Source organism: Micromonospora sp. CNZ280 (assembly GCF_011759515.1).
Map to the genome: position 1 here is coordinate 593214 of NZ_JAAOYP010000002.1, position 25250 is coordinate 618463.

Below are 25250 nucleotides of genomic sequence, written 5' to 3' on the forward strand. Positions count from 1 at the left end.
CGGTCAGCCGCCGCCGCATCCGGTGCTGGTGCTGCTGCTACAGCAGCTCGACGTGCTGCAACTGCAGCAGCTGGAGCAGGAACAGCTGGAGCTGGACCAGTCCATGACCATCGCGTCGACGGCGTCGACGTCCTCGATCTCGAACGTCTCCGTCTCCAGCGCGCGCAGTTCCTCAGTCAGTTCCGGCATTTCCACTACACCTCCCCTCGGTGTTCCGGGCCCCGACGCCGGCCGGCCGTCCGGAGCGGCCGGCGGCGCCGCGGCTCAGCTGGTGCTGCTGCAACTCGACGAGGTGCAGCTGCAACAACTGGACGTGCTGCAACTGGAGCAGCTCGACGTGCTCGTGCTGCTGCTGCAGATGTCCATGAGGTCGGCGGACAGATCCGCGATGTCCTCGACCTCGAACGTCTCGGTCTGCAGATCGCGCAGTTCACTGCGGACCGACTCGGGCAGTGCGCCGGATGTCAGGGGTTGTGTCGGCACGGGACTCTCCTTGCGCCGCGGTCGGTGCCAGTCGTCGGTGGGTCTGCCGCACCACCACGGTGGATCCAGCGGAGGCACGCAGGGGCTACTCGCCGGTGTCGGCCGGCGGCGGATGGTGCGTCGTCTTGCGGTGTCCCACCAGGACTGGAGGTCGTCGGCGTCGGGGGTCAACCCCGGACGCCCGGTCAGCCGCAGCTGGAGGTGCTGGTGCTGGTGCTGCAGCAGCTCGACGTGCTGCAACTGCAGCAGCTGGAGCAGGAGCAGCTGGAGCTGCTCGCGGCGAGCGCCTCGCCGCCGTCCTCGACCTCCTCGATCTCGAAGGTCTCGGTCTCCAGCTCACGGAGCTCGTCGTTCAGGGTGATCGGCATGTGTCCACCTCCTTCCAGGGTGCGTGCCTCGCCGGGACCACTGGTGTGGTGGTTCAGTCGGCCACTCGGCCGTGGTGGCGCAGCAGGACCACCCCGCTACGGAAGGCGCCGCTGGCCCGGACGTCGCGGGGGGTGGTCTCGACCAGCAGGGCGTCGGTCCCGCGCTCGGCCAGCGCGGCCAGCACGGCGGCCCGGTCGGTGGCGGCGGCCGGCACGGCGGCGCCGGTGGTGGTGGCGTGGCCGGTGACCGCCGCCGGGTCGAAGTCGCGCAGCAGCGGGTCGCCGAGGTCGGCGTCCGTACCCTCGAAGTGCCGCACCTGGACCCGGCCGACCGCGTCCCGCACGGCCGCCAGCCGGGCGGACACCGGGTCGAAGCCGGCGGCCAGCGCCCAGCCGCGGTCGCCGCCGTCGGGGGACTCGGTGACGGCGAGCACCGCGTGCGCGGGGGCGGCGGCACCGAGGACGAAGACCGACAGCCGCCGGCCGAACCGGTGCGCCGCCTTGACCACGAAGGCGGTGTCGTCGTCGTCGACCAGCTCCTCCTCGGCCAGCGACCGCAGGTCGCCCCGGCCGCGCAGGGCGGCCGTCAGCGCGCGGTACGCGAGCGCGTCGGCCAGCCCCTGGTCGATCACGCCGTCGACGGTGGCGGCGGCCGCGCCGGCCACGGTCGGCTCGGCCCAGCCCTCGGCGTTCAGCGCGGAGGTGGGCAGCGCCAGCGCGGCCGGCACCCAGACGGTCTCCGGTCGCCCGAGCACGACCGCGCGGAGCCAGCGCGTCCGCCGTGCCGGGTCCTCCGGGGGCGCGCCGGTGGCGGGATCCAGCTCCGGCCACGGCACCGGCTGCTCGCCCTGCTCGCGCAGCTCGACGGCCGACGCCGTCCGCAGGGCGGCCGGATCCGGGTAGCGGGCGGCGTGCTCCCGGACCGCCACCCGGTAGGCGGCCAGCCGGGCGTTCATCACGGTGTGCACGTCGAACGCGGTCACCTCGCGCGGCCCGCGCCGGCCCGGCAGCCGCAGCCGGGCCGTCTTCAGCGGGGCCTGCTCCAGCGGGTCGTCCACGAACCGGGTGAACACACCGGCGTACGGGGACACCAGCGCCTCGGCCCGCTGGTAGGTCTCGTCGTCGGAGGCGGGCGGCGCCGCCGGTGCGGTCACCTCGACGTCCCGGCAGACCGGGCAGGCGGGGTGCGGCAGCACCCGCTCGCGGCTCGACTCCAGGGTGGTCGGGTCGAGCAGCAGCACACCCGCGGCCGTGTCCGGCGGCACCGCGCCGGTCAGCGCGCGGAAGAGTTCGAAGGCGGCGGCGTTGCCCAGCATCCGCCCGGTCACCTCGGGCAGGAAGGCCGGCTCGCCGGCGCCGACCGCGATCCGGCGCCAGAAGTCGGCGGCCGCCGCCGGTTCGGCGGTGGCCGTGAGCCGCAGCTGGGCGCAGCACCAGCAGGGCGTCTGCCCGGCCGCCACGGTCGGCCCGACCACCGCCCGGTCGGCGTCCCAGACCACCGGCACCAGCAGCGGGCCGTCCCGGTGGCCGGCGCGGGCCAGCTCGGCCAGACCGGCCAGCCCGTCCGGGCCGGCGCAGTAGAGCACCACGTCGGCTCCGGTGGCGGCCAGCGGCCCCGTGCCGGCGGTGACCTCGACGGGCAGCCCGTCGGCGCGCAACTCGTCCAGGTCGGGCCGCAGGGCCTCGAGGTAGCGCGCCGGGTCGTCGTCAGGATGCAGGTCCAGCCGGAGGCAGCCGTTGCGGAGCAGGCCGGACGCCGCGGCCAGCAGCGGCGCTCCCCCGCCGCCGAGCGCCACCCGGGCGGCGTGGAAGCGCCGGAACCGGCCGGCCGCGTCGTTGGCGAAGTGGTCGACGAACTCGATCTGGGCGGCGAAGCGGCGGGCCACCGGCTCCGGCAGCTCGGTACGGTCGCCGGCGTCCTTGGCGAAGCCGCGGGCCACCAGCGCCCGGACCAGGGTCAGCACGGTCTGCCGCTGGCCGGGTTCCAGGGTGGCGGTGAGCTGCGCGAGCGTGTGCTCGCCGGTGAGGTAGGGGCTCAGCGAGCTGAGCCATCGGAAGGCGGACCGTCCCTTGATCAGGAAGGCGGTGTCCGGGCCGCGCAGGTAGGCGCCCGCCGGGGCGTCCAGGAACACCACGTCGTGCCGGAGCTTGGGACGCATTTCAAGGGTCACTCCACCGTCCGGCGACTGGCTCATCTGGGCCCCCATGCCAACGACTACGGTCAACTCCAAAGTGCCTTCATGCTGCCCAAGATCAATTCATTCGTCAACAGAATGTTTCGCCTGAACCAGTGGCGGTGATGAATTCATACGGGCTGAGCTGCGGCTAAGACAAAATCGATGGTCGACACACACCGAGGGGCCTTCCGACGGCGATCGACCTCCGCTACGCTGTGGGCGTCATCAGCCTAACCGCAGGTCAGAGGGCTTTACATCGTTCCACGACAGGGGCCACGACCGACGGCGGCACGATGACACGGCCCAGGCTCCGACCCCGTCGCGACCTGGGCCGTTGCCTTAACGAGCAGTTAGTTGACCGCACGCAAATAACCCTGTGTCGCGGTCAGGAATTTTAAGGACTGCCGGATGAACATTGCGCCAAATTGGGCCGTCGGAACCCTCGCGCGAGGGCGTACGATTGCGGCGCCGCGTTGAAGAATGACCGATTTGCCATTGAATTGGCCGGGGTCACCAAGCGTTATCCCGGCGGGGTGACCGCGGTCGACGGCCTCGACCTGCGGGTGCCCGCCGGCGAGGTGCTCGGCTTCCTGGGGCCGAACGGCGCGGGCAAGACGACCACCATGCGCATGCTGGTCGGGCTGGTCCGGCCCACCAGCGGGCGGATCCGGGTGCTGGGCCTGCCTCCCGGCGCGCCGGGGCAACTGGCCCGGGTCGGCGCCCTCATCGAGTCGCCGGCGTTCTACCCGCACCTGTCCGGGCTGGACAACCTGCGGCTGGCCGCCCGCTACGCCGGGGTGCCCGACAGCGCCGCCGAGCGGGTGCTCGCCGAGGTCGGTCTGGCCGGGCGGGCGGGGTCGACGTTCCGGACCTACTCGCTGGGCATGAAGCAGCGGCTCGGGGTGGCCGCCGCGCTGCTCAAGGATCCGGACCTGCTGATCCTGGACGAGCCGACCAACGGCCTCGACCCGGCCGGCGTCTCCGAGATCCGGGAACTGCTCCGCTCGCTCGGGCAACAGGGCCGCACCGTGCTGCTGTCCAGCCACGTCCTCGGCGAGGTGGAGCAGATCTGCCACCGGATCGCCGTCATCGACCACGGCCGGCTGGTCGCCGACGGCAGCCCGGACGACCTGCGCGAGGCGCTGGGCCGGGCCGTGCTGCTGATCGACGCCGACCCGGTGGACGAGGCGGTCGCCCGGCTGCGCGAGCACGACCGGGTCCGGGCGGTCGAGATGGTCGACGGGCGGCTCCGGGTCACCACCGACCCGGCGCTGGCCGCGGAGCTCAACCGACGCCTGGTCGAGGCCGGCGTCGACGTACGGGAACTGCGCCCGCTGCGCCACTCGCTGGAGGAGGCGTTCCTGGAGCTGACCGCCGCGCACGGTGACCGGTCGGCGGGCCGCGACCGCGCCGAGCCGGCGCCCCCGGAGCACGCCGGGTCGGCGGGCCCGGAGCGGGGCGAGCGCCACGAGTCGACGACCGTGACGGGAGGCACCCGATGATCGGTTCGATCCGCGCGGCCTGGTTCGCCGACCGGAAGCGGCCGGCGGTGTGGACGGTCACCGCGACCTGGACCATCCTGGCGCTCGTCTTCGGCGTCGGCATCCCCTACCTGGTGCACCTGGCGTTGGCCGGCGACCCGAAACAGGCGGAGGCCGCCGAGTCGCTGCTCGCCGCCGTCCTGCCCGGCGAACTGGTCACCACCGGGATCGGGTTGTTCCCGCTCTTCGGCGGGGCGATCGTGGTGATTCTCGGCGCGCTGGTGGTCGGCAACGAGTACCGCTGGGGCACGCTGAACCTGATCTTCACGCAGCGACCGCGGCGGGCCCAGGTGATGGCCGGGCACGCCGTCGTCCTGTGCGGGCTGGCCCTGCTGGTCGTGGTCGCCACCTTCACGGCGCTGGCGCTGGTCACCGGGGTACTGGCCGCGGTCGAGGGGCGAGGACTCGACTGGCCACCGGCCGGGGACGTCGCCGGGGCGGTGGCCGCCGCCTGGCTGATCTGCACAGCGCACGCCGGGGTCGGCTGGTTCCTCGCAATCGCCTTCCGCAGCACCGCCACCGCCATCGCGGTCGGTCTGGTGTGGACGCTGGTGCTGGAGAACGCGGTCAGCGGGCTCGCCCTCGTCCTCGACCCGCTGACGGTGCTCCAGAAGCTGTTGCTGGCGCCGAGCTCCGGCGCGCTGGCCGGCGCGCTGGGGGCCCGGTCCCAGTTCGACGGCGGTACACCCGGCGTGCTCGACGCCTCCAGCGCGGTGCTGCCGGCCACCGTACTGGCCGGATACGTCCTGCTGACGTTCGGGCTCGGCAGCTGGCTGGCGGTTCGCCGGGACGTCGGCTGACCGGCTGGAAGGAGGCACCATGGACTTCCTGCTCGCCTTCGGGTTGACCGGGCTGGCGGCCACCGGCGGCTGGATCGCCTGGGCCGCCGCCCGCGGCTGGTCCCGCCGGCGCGACCGGCGGCACGAACTGCGGCTGGCCCGCGCCCGGGCGGTGGCGGAGATCCGCCGAGCCGAGCTGGCCGCGGAGGTGCGCGAGATCGAGCTGGCCAACGAGACGTACCAGGACTTCGTCCGCCGCCACCCGGAGCGCTGAGGGCCGCCGCGCCGGCGCTCCCGGTGACCGGGCGCAGCGCCGCCGGGCGCCGGGAGCGCCGATTCGTACGCCCGGCACGACACCGCGCGGCACCCGGAACGCGCACGGGGCGCACGGGGCGGCGTCCGGCGGCTCAGTCCAGGCCGGCGCAGGGCGTGCCGTCGATGGTGCAGGCGGTCGGGCCGGCGCTGACCGGGGAACCGGTCACCCGGAAGGTCACCCGCACCGAGCCGTCGGCGGGCACCGCCCCACCGGCGCCGTCCGGCACGAAGCTCCACGTCGCGCCGTCCTGGCTGGCCCGGGCACCGCTGACCGAGGTGACCTCCAGGGACTCCCGGGGCAGCGTGACCACCAGGGTCCAGCCGGTCACCCGGCCCGGCCCGGGGTTGCGGATGGTCACCGCCGCGCCGTAACTGAGCAGGGCGCGCTCCTCGATGGCGAACTCGGCGCCGAGCGCCGCGCCGGCGGCCGGCGGCGTCGCGGCGGACGCGCTCGTCGCCGGGGCGGACGCGGAGGCCGCCCCGCTCGGGCGCGCCGACGTCGGGCGGGAGCTGGGCGGCTCGGCCTGCACCCCGGCACCGCCCGCCGGAAGGCCGGTCGGCACCGCGACGGCCGGCGGCGGGTCCAGGGCCACCGGCGCCAGCCGCTCCGGGGTCCGCACCACCACGACGACGGCGACCGCCGTCACGACCAGCACCGCCACCGCGGCGACCAGCGCCAGCCGGGCCACGGTCGCCCCGTCAGCCCGGCCGGTGGCAGCGTGCCGCACCGACGCGGCGGCGGCCATGATCCGGTCGAGCACGATGATCGCCACGGTCCGCCGTGGCTGCGGCGGTGCTGCCGGCATTGCGTTTCTCCCCTACAGATCGTCCGCCCGGCCTGCCGCCGCGCCCGGCGGGCGGCGGGCCGCCCGGCCCGGTCACAGTGCGCGAAGCCCGGCGAGCAGCTCCTTGAGCAGCGCCTCGGTCGGCAGCGCGGACAGCATCGGCGGCTCGTGGGTCTCGATCAGCCCGGCGTCCGCCAGGTCCGCGAGCAGCACCCGGACCGTGCCCACCGGCAGATCCAGCTCCGCGCCGACCTCGGCCACCGACAGTGGACGCCGGCACAGCTCGACGATCCGCGCCTGCTCCGGGAAGAGCTGGGCAGCGGGCCCGGCGGGCCGGGTCACCACCAGGGTGATCAGGTCGAACCGGCCCTGGTCGGGCGCGCTGCGGCCGCGCGTCATCGCGTACGGCCGGACGATCGGGCCGGCGTCGTCGTCGTACCACGCCTCGTCAGCCTCGCCGGTCGCCCGCACCCGAGCCCCCGTTCGTCGCCATCGAGGCCGGTTCCAGGTACACCGGCAGGTGTCGTTCGGCCTGCCCCACGAAGAGCGCCACCTCGTACGCCATGTCGCCGACCTCGGCGTCCCCGCCGATCCGGACGGTGAGGATCGCCCCGTTGCGGATGGTGGCCACGAACAGGAACGCCCGGGACATCTGCACCACGACCTGACGCAGCGCGCCACCGACGCAGACCCGGGTGGCCGCCATGCCCAGCGCCTCCAGCCCGGCGATCATGCTGGACAGCTGGGCGGCCAGCTCGTCGTCGACGTCCCGGGAGGCGCCGAGCAGCAGCCCGTCCGGGGACAGCACCACCGCGAACTCGGCCCCGGGCACCCGGTCGACCAGGTCGTTCAGGGCGGCGGTCAGGCTGTCGGCGCTGACCAGCGACTGCGTCATCATCGTCCTCTCGGTGCTCGGGGAACCGGCATCTCGACCGTGTCGGAGCCGATGGTGCCCGGCCCGGGCCGCACCGACCCGGGTCTGCGGTCTCGTACCGGCAGGCCGCCGCTGTCGCCCGGCCCGCCGGAGCGGGCCGGCGGCCGCTCGGGCCCACCGGCCGGACCGCCGCTCGACACCCCACCGGCGCCGCCCGGCGCGCCACCGACACCGACCGGGACGCCGGCCGCCGTTGTCGGGACGGCGGCCGCCGTGGTCGGGACGCCGTCCGGGCCGGTCGGTGCGACCAGGCCGGCCGGCAGCCACACGACCGCCGTCGTGCCGCCCCGCGGGCCGGGCCGTAAGGACACCCGGACACCGTGGCGGATGGCGAGCAGGGCGGCAGCGTACAACCCCGCGCGGCCGGCCGGGGGGCCGTCCGGCGGGGCGGCGAGCAGGCGGTTCAACTCGGCCAGCGCGGCGGGGTCCAGCCCCGGCCCGTCGTCGGTGACCAGGATGGCGCAGCCCGGTGCCGCGGCCTCGGCGGTGACCCGCACCGTGCTGCTCGCCGGCGAGCAGACCAGGGCGTTCTCGATCAGTTCGGCCAGCAGGTGGACCAGGTCGGTGACCGCCGGCCCGGCGAGCGTCCACGGCCAGTTCGCCGCGACGAGGACGCGCTGGTAGTCCACCACCTCGGCGACCGCGCCGCGCGCCACGTCCAGCAGCGGCACCGGCCGACGCCAGCGCCGGGCGGGCGTGCCGCCGGCGAGCGTGACCACCTTCTCCACGTTGCGCCGGATCCGGGTGGCCAGGTGGTCGAGCCGGAACAGCTCGGCGGCCTCGGCGGCCGAACGCTCGCGGCGCTCCAGCGCGTCCAGCAGGGTGAGCTGGTCACGCAGCAGGACCTGGTTGCGCCGGGTCAGCCGGACGAACAGCTCGCGCAGGGCCGGCTCCCCCGCGCCCGCCGCCGGCCCGGGCGCATCGGCGACCGCCGCCGCGCCGCGGCGAACCGCCAGCTCGGGCGGGCGCCGGCCGGCGGCATCCGAAGTGGATGGTGACGTCGCGGCGGGACCGACCAGGTGGCCGGCAAACCCGGCGGTCGACGGGTCGGGCCCGGTCAGGTCGCCGTTGCGGCGGTCCGGCTCCCCGCCGGGCACCCCCGGTTGGATCGGCCCGGGGTAGCCGGCGGAGGCGGTCAGCCGGCGGACGGTGCCGACCCAGCCGACCAGCAGGACGAGCACCGCGACCAGGCCGAGGCCCAGCACCACGCCGGTCCGGGTGACGAGCAGCGCCGCACCGGGGGTGGCCCGCTCGACGCTGCCCCGGGCGGCGGACGTCACCAGCTGGTGCAGTCCGGCCAGGGCCGGGTCGACCGCCGCGCGCCACTGCTCGCCGGTCGGCACCGGTCCGTCCTCGCCGGCACGCAGCAGCCGATCCTCCAACGAGAGCAGCGCGGTGAAGCCCGGCCCTTCCACCAGGGCACGGTGCCTGTCCCGGTCGGCGGCCGGGAGCCCGGCGGTCGCCTCGGCGCGGACGTAGCGGTGGGTGCTGACCAGTTCGGTCAGCCGGAGCCGGTCGTCCGTGGTGAGCCAGCCGTTGGTGAGCGCGGCGCTGACCAGGGTGTCCTCCCGGGCGAGCAGCTCACGGGCCCGGGCCAGCCCGATCACCGCGCGGGTCTCGGCGGCCAGGATGCTCTCCCGTGCCCCCCACTCCGGGCCGTAGCTGGCGAAGGCGGCGTCGATCAGCCCGTGGTAGCCAACCACCGCGGCGGCCCGGCCGACGTCCGCCTCGGCACGCAGCCCGGCCAGCCCGGCCAGCCGGCCGACCAGGTCGTCGACCCGGTCCCGAACCGCTCCGGCGGTGGCCAGCCGGAGGTCGACACCATCGGTGGCCGCCCGCAGGGCGCCGACCGAGCGGTCGGTGTCCGCCCGCGCGCCGGCCAGCGCGGCGCGCGCCCGGTCGTCCCCGGCGATCGCCGCCGCGCTGAGCCGGCGCTCGACCTGCAGGTCGAGGATCAACCGGTCGGTGGGCTGCCCGACGGTCTCCGCGAGCGCCCGCACCCGGAGCAGGTCGGCGGCGTCCCGGCCGGTCAGGAAGGCGGCGTACGACCAGAGGGCGAGGAGCACGACGGCGAGCGCGGCGAGCTGCCGGCGGATCCGGGGGTCGCCGGGCCGGGCCGACGCGCCGCCCCGGCCCACGCCGTCGGCACGCACGACGTCAGCGCGGCCCCCGGTGTCGGCGCGGCTCACGGCGCCGGCCTCTCCGGCCACGGCCGGCCGGACGCGTCACCCGAGCGGTCGGCCAGCAGCGTCCGCAGCAGCGCGAGCAGTTCGGCCCGGTTGGCGCAGTTGAGCCGGGAGCGCATCCGGGCCACGTGGTGCTCGACCGTCTTGGCGGAGATGAACAGCCGGTCCCCGATCTCGCGGTAGGTCAGCCCGGCCACCACCAGCTCGGCCACCTCGCGCTCCCGGTCGCTGAGCCGGTGCGGCGCTGGGCTGGCAATGGCTTCGGCGTCCTCGGCCCGCGGTGCGCCCTTGGCGCCGGCCGGCCGCCCCTGCAGCGTCCGGGCGCAGTCCAGCAGCGCGGTCATCGCCCGCCGGTCCGAGGTGCGGATCGCGGCCTGCCCGGCGAGCCGTGCGCCGTCCCAGCACAGCCCGGCGTCGTGCAGCCCGCGGGCGGCCGCCTCCACCCGGACCGGGTCGACGACGCCGCGCAGCACCTCCACCCAGCTCGCCGCCGCGGCGGCGACCACGGCGGCGTACCGGCTGTGATCGGCGGCGGCGAGCAAGGCGGCCACGTGGTTGTCGGCCGCCGCCGGCTCCTCGGTGAGGATCGCCGCGTGCAGGCCGCTCCAGTGCAGCGGAGCGTTCCACAGTGGGGGATCGCCGAGCCGGGTCAGCAGCAGCCGGGCCTCGCGCAGGTACGGCTCCAGGCGCCCCAGGTCGCCCAGGCGCGCGCCGGCGATCGCCAGCTCGCCGAGGGGCAGCAGGGTGAACAGGTCGACCGGGTGGCGGACCAGGGCCTCCAGCGCGTGCCCCCAACCCCGCTGGAGGGCACCGAGGTCGCTGTTCCGGCGGGCGATGCCGAGTTCGAGCGCGGTGGCGAAGAGCAGGTCCCGCGACTCCAGCGGCCCGCCGCCGGCCACCGACGCGAGCCGGTCGGCGGCGAGCGCCGTACGGCCCCGGACCATCGCGATCCAGGCCTGCAGCAGCCGGTGCCGCCGGGCCAGCAACGGCCCGCCGGTGCCACTGGCGACGGCGCGGTCGAGCACCCGTTCGCCGATCTCCAGCTCGCCGCAGTGCAGGGCGGTCAGCGCGGCGAGCGCGGCCGGGCTGTCCGGCAGCAGCACCGCCCGGCCGGCCGGTTCGAGCAGCGCGGCCGCCTGGACCAGGGTGGAGAGCGCGGCGGTCGGTGGGCCGTCGACGCTGGCGGAGATCCCGTCGGCCATCAACCGGGCCGCGCTGGCGTCCAGGGTGGGCGGACCGTCGGGAGTCGCCCCGGCGACGCCCGGGCGGTCGGCCGGCTGGCCGGCGGCGAGCGCGCCGACGGCCGCGAACGCCGCCGCCGAGGCACCCCCGGACCAGCGGTACAGCTCCACGCTGCGGCCGAGCTGGCCGCGGTGCGCCAGCGCCGTCGCGGCGACCGCCGCCGCCGCGGCGCGGTCGGCCGGCGCGGCGGTGGCGAGCAGCCGGTCGGCCAGCCGCAGGGCGACGTCCAGGTCGCCGGCGAGGGCGGCGGCGACCGCCTGCCGGACGGCCACCGGCTGGCCGGCGGCAGCGGCGGCGGCGAACAGCTCAGCGGCCAGCGCCGGCTCACCGGCCAGCGCCTCCTCGGCCGCGGCCGCCAGCGTGGGGGCCGGACAGTCGGCGGCCACGCCGGCCGCGCGCAGCGAGCGGACCAGCGGGAGCACCGGCCCGCCGCGGGCGAGCTGCACCTCGGTGAGCCGGCGCCACACCGCTGTGCGGTCGGTGGCCGGGCTCAGCGCGGCCACCGCCCGACGCACGATCGGCGCGAGCCGGCCGTCCGCACCGAGCAGGCCGGCCGCCCGGGTCGCCGCGACCAGGCCGTCCACCTCCTCCGGCGTCCGCCCGAGCAGCGGGCCGAGCAGGTCGACCGGCAGCGGCACGCCGGCGGCGACGGCGAGCAGCAGCCGGCGTACGTCCGGTGTCAGCTCCTCCAGGTCCGGGGCGAACTCCAGTACCACCTGCCGGGACGGCTCGGCGGGCACCGCGCCGCCCTGCCCGCGCAGCCCACGGACCAACCGCTCGACGTCTCGTGGCACACCGCCGGTCTGGCCGTGCACGAAGTCGACCAGGTCGGTGCGGCGGCCGAGGTCGGCGGCGGCGAGGTAGGCCGCGGTCTGCTCGCGGGCGAACGGGGTGAGCAGGACCAGTTGCCCGTCCCGGCGCAGCGCGTCGGCCAGCTCGACCAGCGCCGCCGGCCGGGGCCACGGCCGGTAGCCGACGGCCAGCCGGTGCCGGCGGGCGACCACCAGGGCGTGCAGCGCGCGCAGCCGGGCGTCGTCGAGCAGGTGCGCGTCGTCGACCAGCAGCACCGCCTCCGGGTCGACCGTCTCGGTGGCCGCCGGAGCGCCGTCCAGCACGGTCGTCCCGGCCTGCCGGTAGATCCGGGCCAGCTCCCGCAGGTACGCGCTGCGGCCGTGCCCGCCCGGCCCGGTCACGCCGAGCGTGAGCGGCGCGGCCGGGTCCCGCCCGACGGTGTCGAGCAGGGCCCGCGGCCCCGGGTCCAGCACCAGCCGGGACCCGGCGACACTACTCATGATCATGGTCATCCTTCGCGTTCCCGTCCGCGCGCGAGCGCCAGGCGGCGGGACGCCTTCGGCAGTTCCAGTGGGGTGATCCGGACCGGCGGCCGGGGTGGGGGCTGGCCGGGCAACGGCCGGTCCAGGTCCGGTGGTCGCTGGGCCGGCACGCCGGCCCGGCCGGCCCCGCTGACCGGGGCCTGGGCTCCGGTGCCGCCCGGCCCGGCGGCGCCGGCGGGCTCCGGTGCCCGCCGCGGCGGGCGTGGCGCGACCACCTGGCAGGCGGCCAGCGCCGCGCCGGTGGCGGCGGTCAGCTGGGGGTGCGGCTCCACCTCGACCGGCACCGGGCAGGCCGCGGCGAGCAGTTCGGCGACCAGCGGGATCCGGGTGGACCCGCCGGCGAGCAGCACGCCGTCGAGCTGCGCCGGCCGCAACCCGGCGGAGTGGACGGTCCGGACCAGCAGGTCGACGGTGGCCTGCACGGCCGGCCGGATCAGCTCCTCGAACGCGGTCCGGCTGATCGGCACCCGGGCCGGGCCGGTCGGCAGGGTCAGCAGCACGTCGGTCTCGGCGTCCACGGTCAGCTCGCGCTTGACCCGTTCACACTCCGGCAGCAGGCCCCGCAGCACGGTGTGCGCCGTCCGCCGGCCGGCGGCGCCGAGTTCCCGGGCCAGCGCGGTACGCACGTGGTCGGCCAGCGCCTCGTCGAAGTCGGCGCCGCCCAGCCGGTCGAGCCCCTGCGGGAGGCCGAACGTCTCGTACGTGCCGCGCGGGGTGCGCCGGACCAGGGCCGCCTCGAAGGTGGCGCCGCCGAGCGCGTACACGGCCGCCGTACCGCCCGGGAAGCCGCGGGCGGCGTGGCTCTCGGCCACGGTGACCGTGCGGGGCAGCAGGGTCACCCCGGTCAGCCCGAACTCCCGCAGGGCGGCGCGCAGCAGGTCGCGCCGGTGCCGACCCCAGCCGGCGGGGTGGCTGAGCACGACCGCCTCGGCCGGCTCGCCCTCCCGGTCGTGGACGCGCTGCACCACCCAGGTCGCCAGCGCGGCGGTCAGCGTCTGCGGCGAGCACGGCTCGCCGGCGAGCAGCAGGGGCACGTCGTCGCCGAGCCGGCGGACGAAGCCGCGGGCGGTCCGGCCGGGCTCGGGGTCGGCGGGCTCGCCGACCAGGAACATGCCGTCCGCCGACAACCGCAGCACCGACGGTACGGTCACCGACCCGTCATCCAGCGTGACCGCCTCGGGCCGGCTCCAGGTCGCCCCCCGGCGCCGGGCCACACTGGCCACGGTGGTGGTGCTTCCGATGTCTATCCCCAGGACGTACGGCATCCGCTTTCTTTCCTCACCGCGAGTCGGCCCGGCCGGCGGCGACGGTGTCGGCACCGGGCGGCGACCACCCCCGGCGGAACCCCCCGTGCTCCTACGTTCGTACCAGAGATCGCTCCCGGATCGGGACCCTAACTCTGGCCGGCCCGAGTCCCCCAGTCCCCCTAACGGATGAGGGGGCGGACACCCTAATCCGGCGGGGTGGGTTTCGGGACGTTCCCCGATGCCCGGTGCCGGCCCCCGACCGTACGGTCGCTGTCGACGATCGACGGTCACCGACGCCAACCGAGGAGAACTGGCACCATGCCGCACCAGACCCTGCACGACTTCGTCCTCAACCTGCTCACCGACCCGGACGCGCGGTCGGCGTTCGACCTCGACCCGGAGGGCGCGTTGCGGGCCGCCGGCCTGAACGACATCACCGCCGCCGACGTGCAGGACGTCGTCCCCCTGGTGGTCGACTACGCCCCCGTGCACGGCCTCGCCCCCGTCGGCCCCACCGCCGGGCAACTCGGCGTCGACCCCCTGCTCGCCGACACCACCGACGTCGTCGGCCAACTCCAGAACGTCACCCACCAACTCACCCTCACCACCAGCGACAACGGCCTCGACGTCAAAGCCGGCGTCCTCGGCGCCATCGCCGTCGACCCCACCGCCGTCGGCGTCGGCGCCACCGTCCTACCCGGCATCGGCCTCGGCATCGGCCCCGGCGGCCTCAGCACCGACCTCACCGGCGCCCACGACCTCGCCCACACCCTCGACGCCGACGTCATCGGCGCCGCCGACACCATCACCGACCCCGCCGTCGGCGACCTCACCACCACCCTCGGCAACCCCACCACCGCCCTCGACGGCAGCGACACCGGCCTGCTCGGCACCGGCGTCCTCGGCGACGACGGCCTGCTCGGCGGCACCCTCGGCACCACCCAGAGCCAGGTCGGCGGCCTCGTCGACGGCCTCGGCGTCGACGACACCCTCGACGGCCTCGGCATCGGCACCGGCCAGGGCGGCGTGGTCCCGCCGATCGACGTGCCGTCCACGGTGGACGGCGTGACCGGCCAGGTCGACGGCCTGCTGGGTGGGGTCACCGGCACGGTGGGCGGCGTGACCGGTGGCGTGACCGGCGGAGTGACCGGCGACGCCGGGGTCCACGGCGACGCTTCGGCGTCGGCCGGCGGCGGCCTGCTGGGCGTCACCGACGGCCTGCTCTGACCGCGACCCGGTGCAGTTGAAAGGCCGGACCGCCCCGGGCGGTCCGGCCTTTTCCCGGACCCCTCTTGATAATTGCCCTGAAATCCGCACACTTGGTGCGGTGATGGCGGGGATCTGGCTGGACGTGCTCGACGAGATCGCCCGTACCTGCCGGGAGCACGGGCGCGGTGACCTGCTCCAGACGGTCCGGGAGAAGCGCGCCCACCTGCTGGATCCGACGCTGCGGGTGCTGGTCCTCGGCGAGCCGAACCAGGGTAAGAGCCAGCTGGTGAACGCGATCGTCAACGCCCCGGTCTGCCCGGTGGGCGACGGCCGGACCACCGTGCTGCCGACCGTGGTGCGGCACGCCGCGGTCGCCGCCGCCGCGGTGGTCCAGGGGCCGCCGTCCACTCCGGGCCGGCCCGGTGGGGGCACCGGGACGGTGGAGCGGACCGAGGTGCCGCTGGACCAGATCCCCGCCGGGGTCGCCGGCACCCTGCGGCGGGCCGGCGGCGGGCCGGCGTACGTCGAGATCGGACTCCCCCGTGCCCTGCTCGGCGCGGGCCTGGTGCTGGTGGACACCCCGGGTGCCGACGAGGTGGCCGCGCTCGGCGGCGCCGCGCCGGCCACCGCGCTGAACCGTGCGGACGCCGTGCTGCTGGTCTCCGACTCGACCCGGGAACTCTCGGTGGCCGAGCTGAACGTGCTGCTGCACCTCACCCGGTCGCACCCCAACGTGCTGGTGGTGCAGACCAAGACCGACCTGGCGCCGGACTGGCGGGTGGTGGCCGAGCGCAACCGCAAGCACCTCGCCGAGGCCGGCGTGCCGGCGGCGCTGGTCTGCGTGTCGGCGGCGCTGCGGCTGCGCGCGGCCGCCGCCGACGACCGCGGCCTCAACGCCGAGTCGGGCTTCCCGGTGCTGATCGCGCGGCTGCGGCGGGATCTGGCCGGCAAGGCCGACGCGCTGGCCCGGGCGTCGGTGAGCCTGGTCGCCCGCACGGTGGTGGAGCAGCTCGCCGCGCCACTGCGCGCCGAACTGGCCAGCCAGCAGGCCGAGCGGGAGACTGGCCCGATGTCCCGGCTGCACGCCGCCCAGCGGGAGGCCGACGAGCTGCGCCGGTGTTCCACCCGATGGCAGAACACCCTCGCCGACGAGATGGCCGACCTGCTCTCCGACATCGAGTACGACCTGCGCGACCGGACCCGGGAGATCCTGCGGATGGTCGACGACGCGTTCGACACGGCCGACCCGCTGGTCGCCTGGGACACCTTCGAGGAGTGGCTGCGGCAGAGCCTGGTCGAGGCGGCCGAGGCCAACCACGAGTGGCTGGTGCAGCGCTGCGACTACGCCGCCCGGCGGGTGGCCGGCAACTTCGCCCGGTACGGCTACGACGTGCTGCCGCCGTGGTCGATGTCGGTGCCCGAGGACCTCGGCGACCGGCTGCCGGGCATGGAGCGGCCGAGCATCGACCGGTTCACCGCGGCCCAGAAGGTGTTCACCGGCATGAAGGGCTCGTACGGCGGCCTGCTGATGTTCGGCCTGGCGATGACGCTGGCCGGGATGCCCATGATCAACCCGGTGTCGATCGGCGCGGGCGCGCTGTTCGGCGGCAAGAGCATCCGGGACGAAAGCCGGCAGTTGCTGCGCCGGCGCCAGGCGACCGTCAAGACGGCGATCCACCGGCACGTCGACGACTTCTTCGTCCGGATGACGAAGGAGTGCCGGGACGCCGCCCGGCAGGTGCAGCGGATGCTGCGGGACCACTTCACCGCGCTGACCGAGGAGTTGCAGGAGGCCATCGTCGCGTCGCTGCGTACCGCCAAGCAGGCCGCGGACACCGACGCGGCGGCGCGCGACCAGCGCCAGCGCGAGATCCGGCTGAAGATGACCCGGCTGGCCGCGCTCTACGAGCAGGCGCAGCAGCTGACCGGCGCCCGGCCCGCGCCGGCGACGCTGGAGCCCCGGGCATGACGGTCGGACTGCGGCTGGACGAGGCGGTGTGGGGGTTGCTGCACCGGGCCCTGGAGCACTATCGGGACGACGCCCGGGCCACCGCTCACCTGCGCCACCAACTGGCCCGGCTGGAGCAGCCGCTGCGCATCGCGATCGCCGGTCCGTGGCGCTCCGGCCGGTCGACGGTGTTGAACGCGCTGATGGGCGAGGAGGTGGCGCCGGTCGAGGGGACCGACGGCAGCGGCGTCTTCACCTGGTACGAGGACGGGGCGCAGCCGGCGGCGACCGCCTACTCGACCAGCCACCCGCCGCAGCAGCTGGCGGTGGCCAAGTCGGCGACCGGGATGCGAGTGGACCTGGTCGGCTGGCGGGCCGGCGAGCTGCGCGACATCGTGGTGCGGTGGCCGACCCGAGCGCTGCGGCAGATCACGCTGATCGACACGCCGCCGGTCGCCGGCCCGGACGAGCACGGCCGGTCGCCGGTGCTGGACCGGGCACTACGCGACGCGGACGCCCTGCTGTACCTGACGCGGGACGGCCGGGGCAGCGACCTGCGGGTGCTGGAGTCGGTCCGGGAGAGCGCGGTCGGGCAGGCCGCCCCGGTGCCGGTGGTGCTGGTGCTGTCCCGGGCGGACGAGATCGGGGGCGGACGGATCGACGCCCTGCTCACCGCCCGGCAGGTCGCCCGCCGGCAGCACCGCGACCCGCGGGTCGACGCGGTCTGCCTGAACGTGGTGGCGTGCAGCGGGCTGCTCGGCCTGGCCGGCCGGGTGCTCAGCGAGTCGGAGTACGCCGCGCTGGCCCAGCTGGCCCGGGTACCCCGCCCGGAGCTGGAGGTGTACCTGCTCTCCGCCGACCGCTTCGGCCGCGGCGAGCTGCCGGTGGCGTTGGACGCGGAGGTGCGGGCCACGCTGCTGGAGCGGTTGGGCCTGTTCGGGGTCCGGCTGGCCACCACCCTGGTGCGGACGGGCTGCGACAGCCGGGTGGCGCTCTGCGCCGAGCTGATCCGGCGCAGCGGCCTGACCGAGCTGCGCGAGTCGGTGCACCGGTTCTTCGTCGACCGGCGGGACACGCTCAAGGCGCGCTCGGCGCTGGCCGCCGTGGAGGCGTTGCTGCGGGCCGAGCCCGGTCCGGGCGGCGCGGAACTGCTCGGCGCGGTCGAGCAGATCCTCGCCGGGGCGCACGAGTTCCAGGAGCTGCGCCTGCTCGCCGCGCTGCGCGACACCCGGATCGGCTTCGACGCCGAGCTGGCGGAGGAGGCGCGGCGGCTGGTCGGTGGTGACGGGGTCGGGTTGGCCGCCCGGCTCGGCGTCGAGCACGACGCGAGCGTGCAGCGGCTGTGGGAGGTCGCCGCCGACGCGCAGTGGCGTTGGCGGGAGCGCGCGGAGGACCCGGCGCTGCGGCTGGCCCAGCGGCGGGGCGCGGAGGTCGTGGTGCGCAGCTGCGAGGGAATGCTCGCCGAACTGGCCGAGGGCGGGCGGTGACCGGCCGCTCGGTCCGGCCGGGCGGTGACCGGCCGCCGCCGGGTCAGGCCGGGCGGACCGCGACGGCGCCGTCGACGGTACGCAGGATCAGGCGGAGCACCTCGTGTCGGGAGGCGCCGGTCTCGGCGAGGTAGGCCCAGCCGGCGTAGAGCTGGGACCAGACCAGACTCTGCAACCAGTCCGCCGGCAGCTCCGGGTCGATGGTGCCGTCGGCGTGGCCACGCTCGACCATCGCGGCGAACTCGGGGTCGCACCCGTCGGACTGGCCGGCGGCCGGGTCGGCGCAGAGTGCGGGCTCGGTGAACATGAGCGAGAGCAGGTTGCCCAGGTCGAAGTACTCCTGGCAGAGCCGACGCAGCGCCGCGGCGCCGGTGCCCTCGCCGATCCGGGCCTGCGCCGTGGCCCGGCCCAGCCGGGCGACGGCCTCGGCGCCCACCGCGGCCAGCAGGTCGGAACGCTCGGCGAAGTACCGGTGCAGGGTGGTGCGCCCCACCTCGGCGGCGGTGGCGATGTCGCCGAGCGACGCGGCCGGATTGCGCCCCAGCACTTCGATCGCCGCGTCGACGATCGCCTGGCGGGTCCGCGCCCGGCTGCCGGACACCTGCACGTCGGTCACGCCGAGAGGATAACAACACCCCAGTTCGGAATACAGCTTGACGGTAGTGGAACAGCATTGTTCCATTCAGGTCATGGCTCCTTCCAGCTCCGAAGCCGTCCTCCCCCGCCTCCGCACGCTCGCGTCGTTCCTCACCCCGCACCGGCGGACGATGCTCCTCGGCCTGGCGCTGGGGCTCGCCGCGAACGCGGCCGGGCTCGCCACGCCGATGGTCACCAAGTGGGTCCTCGACACCCTCGGCGCCGGCCAGTCGATGGCCCGGCCGATCGGCGTCCTGCTGGCGCTCGTCGTGGTCGGCGCGGCGATCACGCTCTGCCAGTGGCGACTGCTGGGCACGCTGGCCGAGCACATCGTGCTGGACGCCCGGGCCGCGATCGTCCGGCGCTACCTCCGGGCCCGCGTCGGCGACCTGCAACGCCGGCCCACCGGCGAGCTGGTCACCCGGGTCACCTCCGACACGCACCTGCTGCGCGAGGCGTCCGGCAGCATCGTCGGCCTGGTCAACGCCGGCATCGCCCTGGCGGGCACGCTGGTGCTGATGGGCGTACTGGACCTGTTCCTGCTGGGCTGCACCATCGTGGCCGTACTGGTGGTCGCGGCGGTGATGGGCGTGCTGATGCCCCGGATCGCGGCGGCGGAGGCCGCGGCGCAGGAGTCGATGGGGCAGCTCGGCGGGGCGCTGGAGGGCGCGCTGCGTGCGATCCGCACGGTCAAAGGCGAGCCGCGCCGAGGCCCGGCTGGGCGAGCGCGTGGTCGCCGACGCGCGCCAGGCCGCGGCGCACAGCGTACGGTCGGCGCGGGTGACCGCCTCGGTCTGGACGATCGCCTGGACCGGCATCCAACTGGCGGTCATCGCCATCCTCGGCATCGGCGCCTGGCGGGCGCAGCGCGACCTGCTGGAGATCTCCAGCCTGATCGCCTTCCTGCTGTACGCGTTCCAGCTGATGGGGCCGATCACCGAGCTGACCCAGAACACCACCGCCCTGCAGGCCGGTGTGGCGGCGGCCGGACGGATCCGCGAGATCGAGGCGATCGACACCGAGCCGGAGACCTCGCCCACCACCGCCAGCCGGCCCGCGCCGCGCGACCCGGAGCAGCCGGTGCTGGAGTTCCGGGACGTCACCGCCCGGTACGGTCCGGACGCGCCGCCCGCGGTACACGGCGTCGACCTGGTGATCCCGCGCCACGGGCACACCGCGATCGTCGGGCCGTCCGGCGCCGGCAAGACCACCCTCTTCTCGCTGATCCTGCGGTTCCTCGAACCCGAACACGGCCAGCTGCTGCTGGACGGCCGCCCGTACGCCAGCTACAGCCACGACGAGGTCCGCGCCCGGCTGGCGTACGTCGAGCAGGAGACGCCGGTCGTGCCCGGCACCATCCGGGACAACCTCCGATTCACCCACCCGGACGCCACCGAGGACGAGATCCGCGAGGTGCTGCGCGCGGTACGGCTGGACGAGAAGGTCGACTCGCTCCCCGACGGTCTGGACACCTCGCTGTCGTCGACCGAGGTGTCCGGCGGCCAGCGGCAACGCATCGCGCTGGCCCGGGCCATGCTGCGCACCCCCGACGTGCTGCTGCTCGACGAGGCGACAGCGCAGGTCGACGGGCTGACCGAGGCGGCCCTGCACGAGTGCGTCCGGCAGCGCGCCGCGGCGGGCGCGGTGGTCACCATCGCCCACCGGCTCTCCACCGTGCTCGACGCCGACCGGATCGTCGTGCTGGCGGACGGCCGGATCCGGGCCCAGGGCACCCACGCCGAACTGTTGGCCGAGGACGACCTCTACCGCCGGCTGGTCGAGGCGCTGCGCATCGCGGCCGAGCAGCGCGCCGAGCCGATGGCGGTGCGGTAGTCCCGGGCACCCGGCTCCGGCCGGGCGCCCGACGCGAAATCGGCGGCGTCAGCTGGTGATATGAGTCAGATGATATAGAGCTTTCTCGATTGTATCCGCGTAGGTTGACGCTGACCCGTTCGATCGGGCCGGCGCCGGGGCCGAGGGTGACCAGCGGCTGCGGCACGGCCGGGCCGGCGGGTCGTCCGGCGCCGTCCGCGCCGCCCGCCAGGCCGGTGGGCGGGCCGCGGTCGGCACCGGGACCCGCTCCCGTCCGCGGCGCAACCCCCATGAACCCGCGCCGCGGCCGCCCTCAAGGAGGCCACGGATGAGACGAAGCCTCGCCGCCGCGGCAGCAGCGATCCTGCTGCCCGTCGGCGCCCTCACGATCGCGGCGCCGCCGGCCGCCGCCGCACCGTCGGACGTCCCCGCCACGAGCGCGGTGGCGCCGCCCGCCGCGGCGTCGTCGGAGATGTTCGCCGCGCTGCAGCGGGACCTCGGCCTGACCGCCGAGCAGGCCCGCACCCGCATCGCCCGGGACGAGAAAGGCAGCCGTACGGACGCCTCGCTGCGCCGGTCGCTCGGCGGCGCGTACGCCGGCGGCTGGCTGACCGCCGACTCGCTGGTCGTGGCGGTCACCAGCCGGGCCGCCGCGGACCGGGTCCGGGCCGCCGGCGCGCAGCCGAAGCTGGTCGACCGCAGCGGCGCGGACCTCGACCGGATCAAGTCGACGCTGGACCGGCACGCCGCGAAGGCGCCCGCCGCCGCGATCCCCGGCTGGTACGTCGACGTCACCACCAACACCGTGGTGGTGCTCGCCCGGGACACCCGCGCGGCCGCCGCGTTCGTGCGGGCGAGCCGGGTCGACGCCGCCGCGGTCCGGGTGGTGGCCACCACCGAGGCGCCGCGCACCTACTACGACGTGCGCGGCGGCGACGCCTACTACATGGGCGGGCGCTGCTCGGTCGGCTTCTCGGTCACCGGCGGGTTCGTCACCGCCGGCCACTGCGGCACGGTCGGCACCGCCACCCAGGGCTACAACCAGGTCTCGCAGGGCACCTTCCGCGGGTCGTCCTTCCCCGGCAACGACTACGCCTGGGTGCAGACCAACTCCAACTGGACGCCGCAGCCGTGGGTGAACAACTACTCCGGCGGCAACGTCACCGTGGCCGGCTCCACCGAGGCGGCGGTCGGCGCGGCGATCTGCCGCTCCGGCTCCACCACCGGCTGGCGGTGCGGCTCGATCCAGGCCAAGAACCAGACGGTCAACTACGCCGAGGGTTCGGTCAGCGGCCTCACCCGCACCAACGCCTGCGCGGAGCCCGGCGACTCGGGTGGCTCGTGGCTCTCCGGCCAGCAGGCGCAGGGCGTCACCTCCGGTGGCTCCGGCAACTGCACCTCCGGCGGGACGACCTACTTCCAGCCGGTCAACGAGATCCTCTCCGCGTACGGGCTGACGCTGCGCACCAGCGGTGGTGGTGAGCCGCCGCCGCCCACCGGCTGCAGCGGCTACGAGGCGACCTACACCGGTTCGATCTCCTCCGGCCAGAGCCGGTACCAGCCGAACGGCAGCTACTACTACTCGTCGGTCTCCGGCACCCACCGCGGCTGCCTGGACGGGCCGACCGGGGTCGACTTCGACCTCTACCTGCAGAAGTGGAACGGCTCCAGCTGGGTGGACGTGGCCGGGTCGTACTCGCCCGGCCCGGACGAGTCGCTGAGCTACACCGGCACCGCGGGCTACTACCGCTTCGAGGTACACGCCTACAGCGGCTCGGGCAGCTACTCCATGGGCATCACCAACCCGTGATCCCGACCGGTGCGACCACCGCCGGCGGTCGCACCGGTCACCCGCTGACGGCGGGGTGCGGAGCCGACTCCGCCCCCGCCGTCACGGCTGCCGCGTGGCGGGTTCGAGGTCGACCGCGTCCGCCCAGGTGTGCTCGAAGAGGTCGGCGAGGGTGGCCGCGACGCCCGGGTTGCGGATCACCAGCGCCCCGGCCTGGGCACCGGCCGCCGCGGGCACCACGGCGATCCGCCGGTCCAGGATCACCATCCGCTGCACCGGCCGGTCGGTGACCCGGTGCCGGTCGCCGGCCCGGTGCTGGGCGGTGAAGAACTCCGGCGACTCGAGCTGCGGGTACTGCTCGACGCTGCTGATCGACACCACCGAGGACGCGAACCGCAGCTCCGCGGTGGTCATCTGGTCGCCGGTCGGCAGCGGCGGGACGGTGGCGCAGTTCCCGAACATCGAGACGGTGCGGTACCCGGACGCGGGTGGCCTCATCACCGTGCCGGACTTCAAGCACCCGATGGTGGCGACCCTGGTCTCCACCTGGACCGAGCTGGACATCCACTCCGCCGACGCGGCGGACAGCCCGAAGACGTTCAGCACCTACGTCGAGACGACGCTGCCGCTCAAGCCCCGCTCGTGCACGCTGCGTCCGCTCTCGGTGCAGAGCGTGGAGATCAACGTCGAGCCGCAGGGCACCTTCAACCGGTACGCGGCCAGCACGCCGGACGGCTGGACCGGCGGCGACTCCACGTACTCGGTCAAGCTGCCGGACGGCCGGCTCGTCTGGCTTTTCTCCGACACCTGGATGGGACCGCTGAACGCCGACGGCACCCGCCCGATCACCGCGCCCCTGGTGAACAACACGTTCGTGGTGCAGAACGGCGGCAGCCTGACCACCTACCACGGCGGCACCGCCGGGTCGCCGCAGCCGCTGATGCCGCCCTCCGGGCCGGGGAAGTGGTACTGGGTCGGTGACGGCCACCTCTCGAACGGCCAGCTCCAGGTGGTCTACCAGGAGTACGAGCGGTTCGGCTCCGGCGCTTGGGACTGGCGGTTCAACCGCAACGTGGTGGCGGACTTCGCCCTGTCCAATCTGCGCGAGCCGGTCAGCGTACGGGAGCTGCCGTCGGCCAGCGGGGTGGCGTGGGGTTCGGCGCTGCTGCCGGCCAGCCGCAGCATGGACGGTTTCACCTACGTCTACGGGGTCGACGACTCGCCGATCAACAAGCAGATGCGCATCGCCCGCGTCTACGGCGACGACCTGGCCGACGGCACCTGGCAGTACCACACCCCGTGGGGCTGGACCTTCCGGGAGCAGAGTTCCCGCAACCTGCTCACCGGCATCGCCAACGAGTACAGCGTCACCCCGTGGCGCAACCAGTTCCTGCTGCTCAGCCAGGACAGCACCGAGGCGTTCAGCGGCCAGATCAACGCCTGGACGTCCTGCTCGCCGTTCGGCCCGTTCACCCAGAAGACCCCGGTCTACCGGATGCCCGAGCCCGGCCCGTACGGCAGCTACCGGAACCCGAACGTCATCTCGTACAACGCGCACGTGCACGCGTCGCTGAGTTCCGGTGACACGTTCCTCGCGTCGTACAACGTCAACAGCATGGACACCCGGATCTCGCCGGACGGGGACCACTACCGCGACCCGGGGATCTACCGCCCCCGGTTCTTCCGGTTCGTCCTCGGCTGACGGGCCGCCTGTCGCGCCGGGCCCGCCTCCTGGGCCCGGCGCGACACCGCCGGCCGGTCGGGCTCGGCCAGCGGATCGCCGTCAGTCGGGCTCGGCCGGCGGATCGCCGTCAGTCGGGCTCGGCCGGCGCGGCCGCCGCGTCCCGGGCCGGTTGGGTGCGGTGGACCTCGACGCCGACGACCAGGTCCTGCCACGGCATGCCGGTTCCCTTGAACAGCCGGGGCCCGCCGTCCGGTAGCCGGTCGCGCCCGGTCACCAGGTGGTGCAGCGGGATCAGCTCGTCCTCCCGGATCACCCCGGCGGCCAGCGGGATGACCACGTCACCGGCCTCGCGCAGGGTGCTGGCCCGCGACTCCACGACGACGTGCGAGCGGGCGACGAGCGTGTCGTCGACCTCGCGGGCGCGCGGCGAGTGCGAGCCGACCGCGACGACCACCGCGTCGGACCGGACCAGCGCTCCGTCGAAGAGCGGGGTGGCCGCGCTGGTGCAGCAGCAGATCACGTCCGCTCCGCGCACCGCGTCGGTGGCCGAGCCCGGATCGCGGGCGTCGACGGTGACGCCCGCGCCGGCGAGCTGGGCGGCGAGCCGGTCCCGCCGCGGACCGGGCCGGGCCACCACGGTCACCTCGCCCACGTCGTGCAGCGCGAGGAGCGCCTCGGCGTGGCCGAGCGCCTGCGGGCCGGCCCCGAACACGGTGAGCCGCAACGGTCCGGCGGCGGTGGGCGGCAGCAGGTGCCGCACCGCGAGCGCGGACATCGCCGGGGTACGCAGGTTCGTCAGCCCGGCCCCGTCGACGAGCGCCGCCGGGCGTTGCTCCGGGCCGGCGAAGAGCAGGAACGCCCCCTGGATCAGCGGCCGGCCCCGGTCGGGGTTGTCCGGGGTGCTGGTGAGCAGCTTGCAGCCGGTGTAGCCGTCCCGGGTGGCCGGCATGACCAACAGTTCGCCGGTCGCGGTGGCCAGCCGTGCGCGGGGCGGCTGCCGCTCCGGATCCAGGCCCTCGACGAGGGCGGTCTCCAGGGCGTCGACAGCGGCCCGGATCGGTGTCCGCGCGACGTCGGCAGCGCCGATGAGGCGCATCCCGGCGAAGGTGGCGATGGTCGGCTCGGCGAACTCGGTCACGGGCGGCTCCGGGGTGGCGGCGGGCGGGACAGCCCGAGGCTAACCCCCGGTCGCGACGGGCGGCCGGCCGGCGGAAGGTCCCCCCGGTCGGGGGACGAAGGTCCCGTCGACTGTGGTCCGCCGGCACTGCTCGCGCCCGGCCGGAACCGGTGGAAT

Annotated in this window: 22 protein-coding genes and 1 pseudogene; 10 read left to right on the forward strand and 13 right to left on the reverse strand. The window is 75.4% G+C overall.

The window, feature by feature from the left end:
* Positions 1-3: 3 nt before the first annotated feature.
* The 4 genes from FHX32_RS17730 to FHX32_RS17745 form a co-directional block, all read right to left on the reverse strand.
* Positions 4-189 (reverse strand): thiazolylpeptide-type bacteriocin, encoded by a 186-nt coding sequence (locus tag FHX32_RS17730; RefSeq protein WP_088993326.1) that lies wholly within the window; start codon positions 187-189, stop codon positions 4-6.
* A gap of 75 nt (positions 190-264) precedes the next feature.
* Entirely contained in the window at positions 265-483 is a 219-nt protein-coding gene (locus FHX32_RS17735) for a thiazolylpeptide-type bacteriocin (RefSeq protein WP_255562352.1), read from the reverse strand.
* A gap of 185 nt (positions 484-668) precedes the next feature.
* Positions 669-851 (reverse strand): hypothetical protein, encoded by a 183-nt coding sequence (locus FHX32_RS17740; protein WP_088993325.1) that lies wholly within the window; start codon positions 849-851, stop codon positions 669-671.
* A 53-nt stretch (positions 852-904) separates the two neighbouring features.
* The gene (locus FHX32_RS17745; RefSeq protein ID WP_167184110.1) at positions 905-3010 is read right to left on the reverse strand and encodes a TOMM precursor leader peptide-binding protein; all 2106 of its coding nucleotides are present in this window, start codon (positions 3008-3010) and stop codon (positions 905-907) included.
* Between the two features lie 551 nt (positions 3011-3561).
* Between FHX32_RS17745 and FHX32_RS17750 the strand changes: the two genes are divergently transcribed.
* The 3 genes from FHX32_RS17750 to FHX32_RS17760 are packed head-to-tail and all read left to right on the forward strand — an operon-like array spanning position 3562 to position 5622.
* Positions 3562-4530, forward strand: a complete 969-nt coding sequence (locus FHX32_RS17750) for an ABC transporter ATP-binding protein (RefSeq protein WP_486481157.1) — start codon at positions 3562-3564, stop codon at positions 4528-4530.
* Positions 4527-5369: an ABC-2 transporter permease gene (locus FHX32_RS17755; RefSeq protein WP_167184116.1), complete on the forward strand. Its 843-nt coding sequence runs from the start codon at positions 4527-4529 to the stop codon at positions 5367-5369. The genes FHX32_RS17750 and FHX32_RS17755 overlap by 4 nt, the downstream gene beginning before the upstream one ends.
* Before the next feature lie 19 nt (positions 5370-5388).
* On the forward strand, positions 5389-5622 hold the full coding sequence (locus tag FHX32_RS17760) for a hypothetical protein (RefSeq protein WP_167184119.1): 234 nt from the start codon (positions 5389-5391) through the stop codon (positions 5620-5622).
* A gap of 133 nt (positions 5623-5755) precedes the next feature.
* Here FHX32_RS17760 and FHX32_RS17765 read toward each other — a convergent pair whose 3' ends face one another.
* The 6 genes from FHX32_RS17765 to FHX32_RS17790 all read right to left on the reverse strand — a co-directional run bounded on the left by FHX32_RS17765 (position 5756) and on the right by FHX32_RS17790 (position 13409).
* Positions 5756-6469, reverse strand: coding sequence for a cellulose binding domain-containing protein (locus FHX32_RS17765; protein WP_167184122.1), 714 nt, complete (start codon positions 6467-6469; stop codon positions 5756-5758).
* A gap of 72 nt (positions 6470-6541) precedes the next feature.
* A complete protein-coding gene (locus tag FHX32_RS17770) occupies positions 6542-6919 on the reverse strand; it encodes a DUF742 domain-containing protein (protein WP_167184124.1) in 378 nt (125 codons plus the stop codon).
* Complete coding sequence (locus tag FHX32_RS17775; RefSeq protein WP_486481158.1) at positions 6897-7346, reverse strand: roadblock/LC7 domain-containing protein; 450 nt, start codon at positions 7344-7346, stop codon at positions 6897-6899. The genes FHX32_RS17770 and FHX32_RS17775 overlap by 23 nt, the downstream gene beginning before the upstream one ends.
* Positions 7343-9535 (reverse strand): nitrate- and nitrite sensing domain-containing protein, encoded by a 2193-nt coding sequence (locus FHX32_RS17780; protein WP_167184127.1) that lies wholly within the window; start codon positions 9533-9535, stop codon positions 7343-7345. Before FHX32_RS17780 ends, FHX32_RS17775 begins: the two co-directional genes overlap by 4 nt.
* Before the next feature lie 32 nt (positions 9536-9567).
* Entirely contained in the window at positions 9568-12108 is a 2541-nt protein-coding gene (locus FHX32_RS17785) for a LuxR C-terminal-related transcriptional regulator (protein ID WP_208418841.1), read from the reverse strand.
* Between the two features lie 2 nt (positions 12109-12110).
* Complete coding sequence (locus tag FHX32_RS17790) at positions 12111-13409, reverse strand: Hsp70 family protein (protein WP_167184130.1); 1299 nt, start codon at positions 13407-13409, stop codon at positions 12111-12113.
* A 300-nt stretch (positions 13410-13709) separates the two neighbouring features.
* Here FHX32_RS17790 and FHX32_RS17795 point away from each other — a divergent pair, with 300 nt between their 5' ends.
* The 3 genes from FHX32_RS17795 (at position 13710) to FHX32_RS17805 (ending at position 18035) form a co-directional block, all read left to right on the forward strand.
* The gene (locus FHX32_RS17795; RefSeq protein WP_167184133.1) at positions 13710-14618 is read left to right on the forward strand and encodes an IniB N-terminal domain-containing protein; all 909 of its coding nucleotides are present in this window, start codon (positions 13710-13712) and stop codon (positions 14616-14618) included.
* Positions 14619-14721: 103 nt separating this feature from the next.
* A complete protein-coding gene (locus tag FHX32_RS17800) occupies positions 14722-16569 on the forward strand; it encodes a dynamin family protein (protein ID WP_167184136.1) in 1848 nt (615 codons plus the stop codon).
* Positions 16566-18035 carry a P-loop NTPase family protein gene (locus FHX32_RS17805; RefSeq protein ID WP_208418842.1) on the forward strand — a complete coding sequence of 490 codons (1470 nt, stop codon included), beginning with the start codon at positions 16566-16568 and terminating at the stop codon, positions 18033-18035. Before FHX32_RS17800 ends, FHX32_RS17805 begins: the two co-directional genes overlap by 4 nt.
* Before the next feature lie 43 nt (positions 18036-18078).
* Here FHX32_RS17805 and FHX32_RS17810 read toward each other — a convergent pair whose 3' ends face one another.
* Complete coding sequence (locus tag FHX32_RS17810) at positions 18079-18651, reverse strand: TetR/AcrR family transcriptional regulator (RefSeq protein WP_167184139.1); 573 nt, start codon at positions 18649-18651, stop codon at positions 18079-18081.
* A gap of 208 nt (positions 18652-18859) precedes the next feature.
* Here FHX32_RS17810 and FHX32_RS35170 point away from each other — a divergent pair.
* The 3 genes and pseudogenes from FHX32_RS35170 to FHX32_RS17820 all read left to right on the forward strand — a co-directional run.
* Positions 18860-19306 (forward strand): annotated as a pseudogene (locus FHX32_RS35170) (ABC transporter transmembrane domain-containing protein); the annotation flags it as partial.
* Positions 19307-19451: 145 nt separating this feature from the next.
* Positions 19452-20504: an ABC transporter ATP-binding protein gene (locus FHX32_RS35175; RefSeq protein ID WP_486481159.1), complete on the forward strand. Its 1053-nt coding sequence runs from the start codon at positions 19452-19454 to the stop codon at positions 20502-20504.
* Between the two features lie 307 nt (positions 20505-20811).
* A complete protein-coding gene (locus FHX32_RS17820; protein ID WP_167184142.1) occupies positions 20812-22293 on the forward strand; it encodes an alpha-lytic protease prodomain-containing protein in 1482 nt (493 codons plus the stop codon).
* An 81-nt stretch (positions 22294-22374) separates the two neighbouring features.
* Here the strand turns inward: FHX32_RS17820 and FHX32_RS35180 are convergent, their stop codons facing one another.
* Positions 22375-22734 carry a hypothetical protein gene (locus FHX32_RS35180; protein ID WP_486481160.1) on the reverse strand — a complete coding sequence of 120 codons (360 nt, stop codon included), beginning with the start codon at positions 22732-22734 and terminating at the stop codon, positions 22375-22377.
* On the opposite strand from FHX32_RS35180, the gene FHX32_RS17830 reads away from it, so the two are divergent.
* Positions 22715-23974, forward strand: a complete 1260-nt coding sequence (locus tag FHX32_RS17830; RefSeq protein WP_486481161.1) for a glycoside hydrolase family 183 protein — start codon at positions 22715-22717, stop codon at positions 23972-23974. The genes FHX32_RS35180 and FHX32_RS17830 overlap by 20 nt on opposite strands.
* A gap of 109 nt (positions 23975-24083) precedes the next feature.
* Here the strand turns inward: FHX32_RS17830 and FHX32_RS17835 are convergent, their stop codons facing one another.
* Positions 24084-25094 carry an ornithine cyclodeaminase family protein gene (locus tag FHX32_RS17835; protein WP_486481162.1) on the reverse strand — a complete coding sequence of 337 codons (1011 nt, stop codon included), beginning with the start codon at positions 25092-25094 and terminating at the stop codon, positions 24084-24086.
* Positions 25095-25250 lie beyond the last annotated feature (156 nt).

Excerpts from the sequence above, each read along its gene's own strand:
- FHX32_RS17745 (WP_167184110.1), bottom strand. The coding sequence starts at position 3,010 with ATGCGTCCCAAGCTCCGGCACGACGTGGTGTTCCTGGACGCCCCGGCG.
- FHX32_RS17760 (WP_167184119.1), top strand. The coding sequence starts at position 5,389 with ATGGACTTCCTGCTCGCCTTCGGGTTGACCGGGCTGGCGGCCACCGGC.
- FHX32_RS17775 (WP_486481158.1), bottom strand. The coding sequence starts at position 7,346 with ATGATGACGCAGTCGCTGGTCAGCGCCGACAGCCTGACCGCCGCCCTG.
- FHX32_RS17765 (WP_167184122.1), bottom strand. The coding sequence starts at position 6,469 with ATGCCGGCAGCACCGCCGCAGCCACGGCGGACCGTGGCGATCATCGTG.
- FHX32_RS17785 (WP_208418841.1), bottom strand. The coding sequence starts at position 12,108 with ATGATCATGAGTAGTGTCGCCGGGTCCCGGCTGGTGCTGGACCCGGGG.
- FHX32_RS17795 (WP_167184133.1), top strand. The coding sequence starts at position 13,710 with ATGCCGCACCAGACCCTGCACGACTTCGTCCTCAACCTGCTCACCGAC.
- FHX32_RS35180 (WP_486481160.1), bottom strand. The coding sequence starts at position 22,734 with ATGTTCGGGAACTGCGCCACCGTCCCGCCGCTGCCGACCGGCGACCAG.
- FHX32_RS17790 (WP_167184130.1), bottom strand. The coding sequence starts at position 13,409 with ATGCCGTACGTCCTGGGGATAGACATCGGAAGCACCACCACCGTGGCC.
- FHX32_RS17800 (WP_167184136.1), top strand. The coding sequence starts at position 14,722 with ATGGCGGGGATCTGGCTGGACGTGCTCGACGAGATCGCCCGTACCTGC.
- FHX32_RS17820 (WP_167184142.1), top strand. The coding sequence starts at position 20,812 with ATGAGACGAAGCCTCGCCGCCGCGGCAGCAGCGATCCTGCTGCCCGTC.
- FHX32_RS17755 (WP_167184116.1), top strand. The coding sequence starts at position 4,527 with ATGATCGGTTCGATCCGCGCGGCCTGGTTCGCCGACCGGAAGCGGCCG.
- FHX32_RS17805 (WP_208418842.1), top strand. The coding sequence starts at position 16,566 with ATGACGGTCGGACTGCGGCTGGACGAGGCGGTGTGGGGGTTGCTGCAC.
- FHX32_RS17730 (WP_088993326.1), bottom strand. The coding sequence starts at position 189 with ATGCCGGAACTGACTGAGGAACTGCGCGCGCTGGAGACGGAGACGTTC.
- FHX32_RS17740 (WP_088993325.1), bottom strand. The coding sequence starts at position 851 with ATGCCGATCACCCTGAACGACGAGCTCCGTGAGCTGGAGACCGAGACC.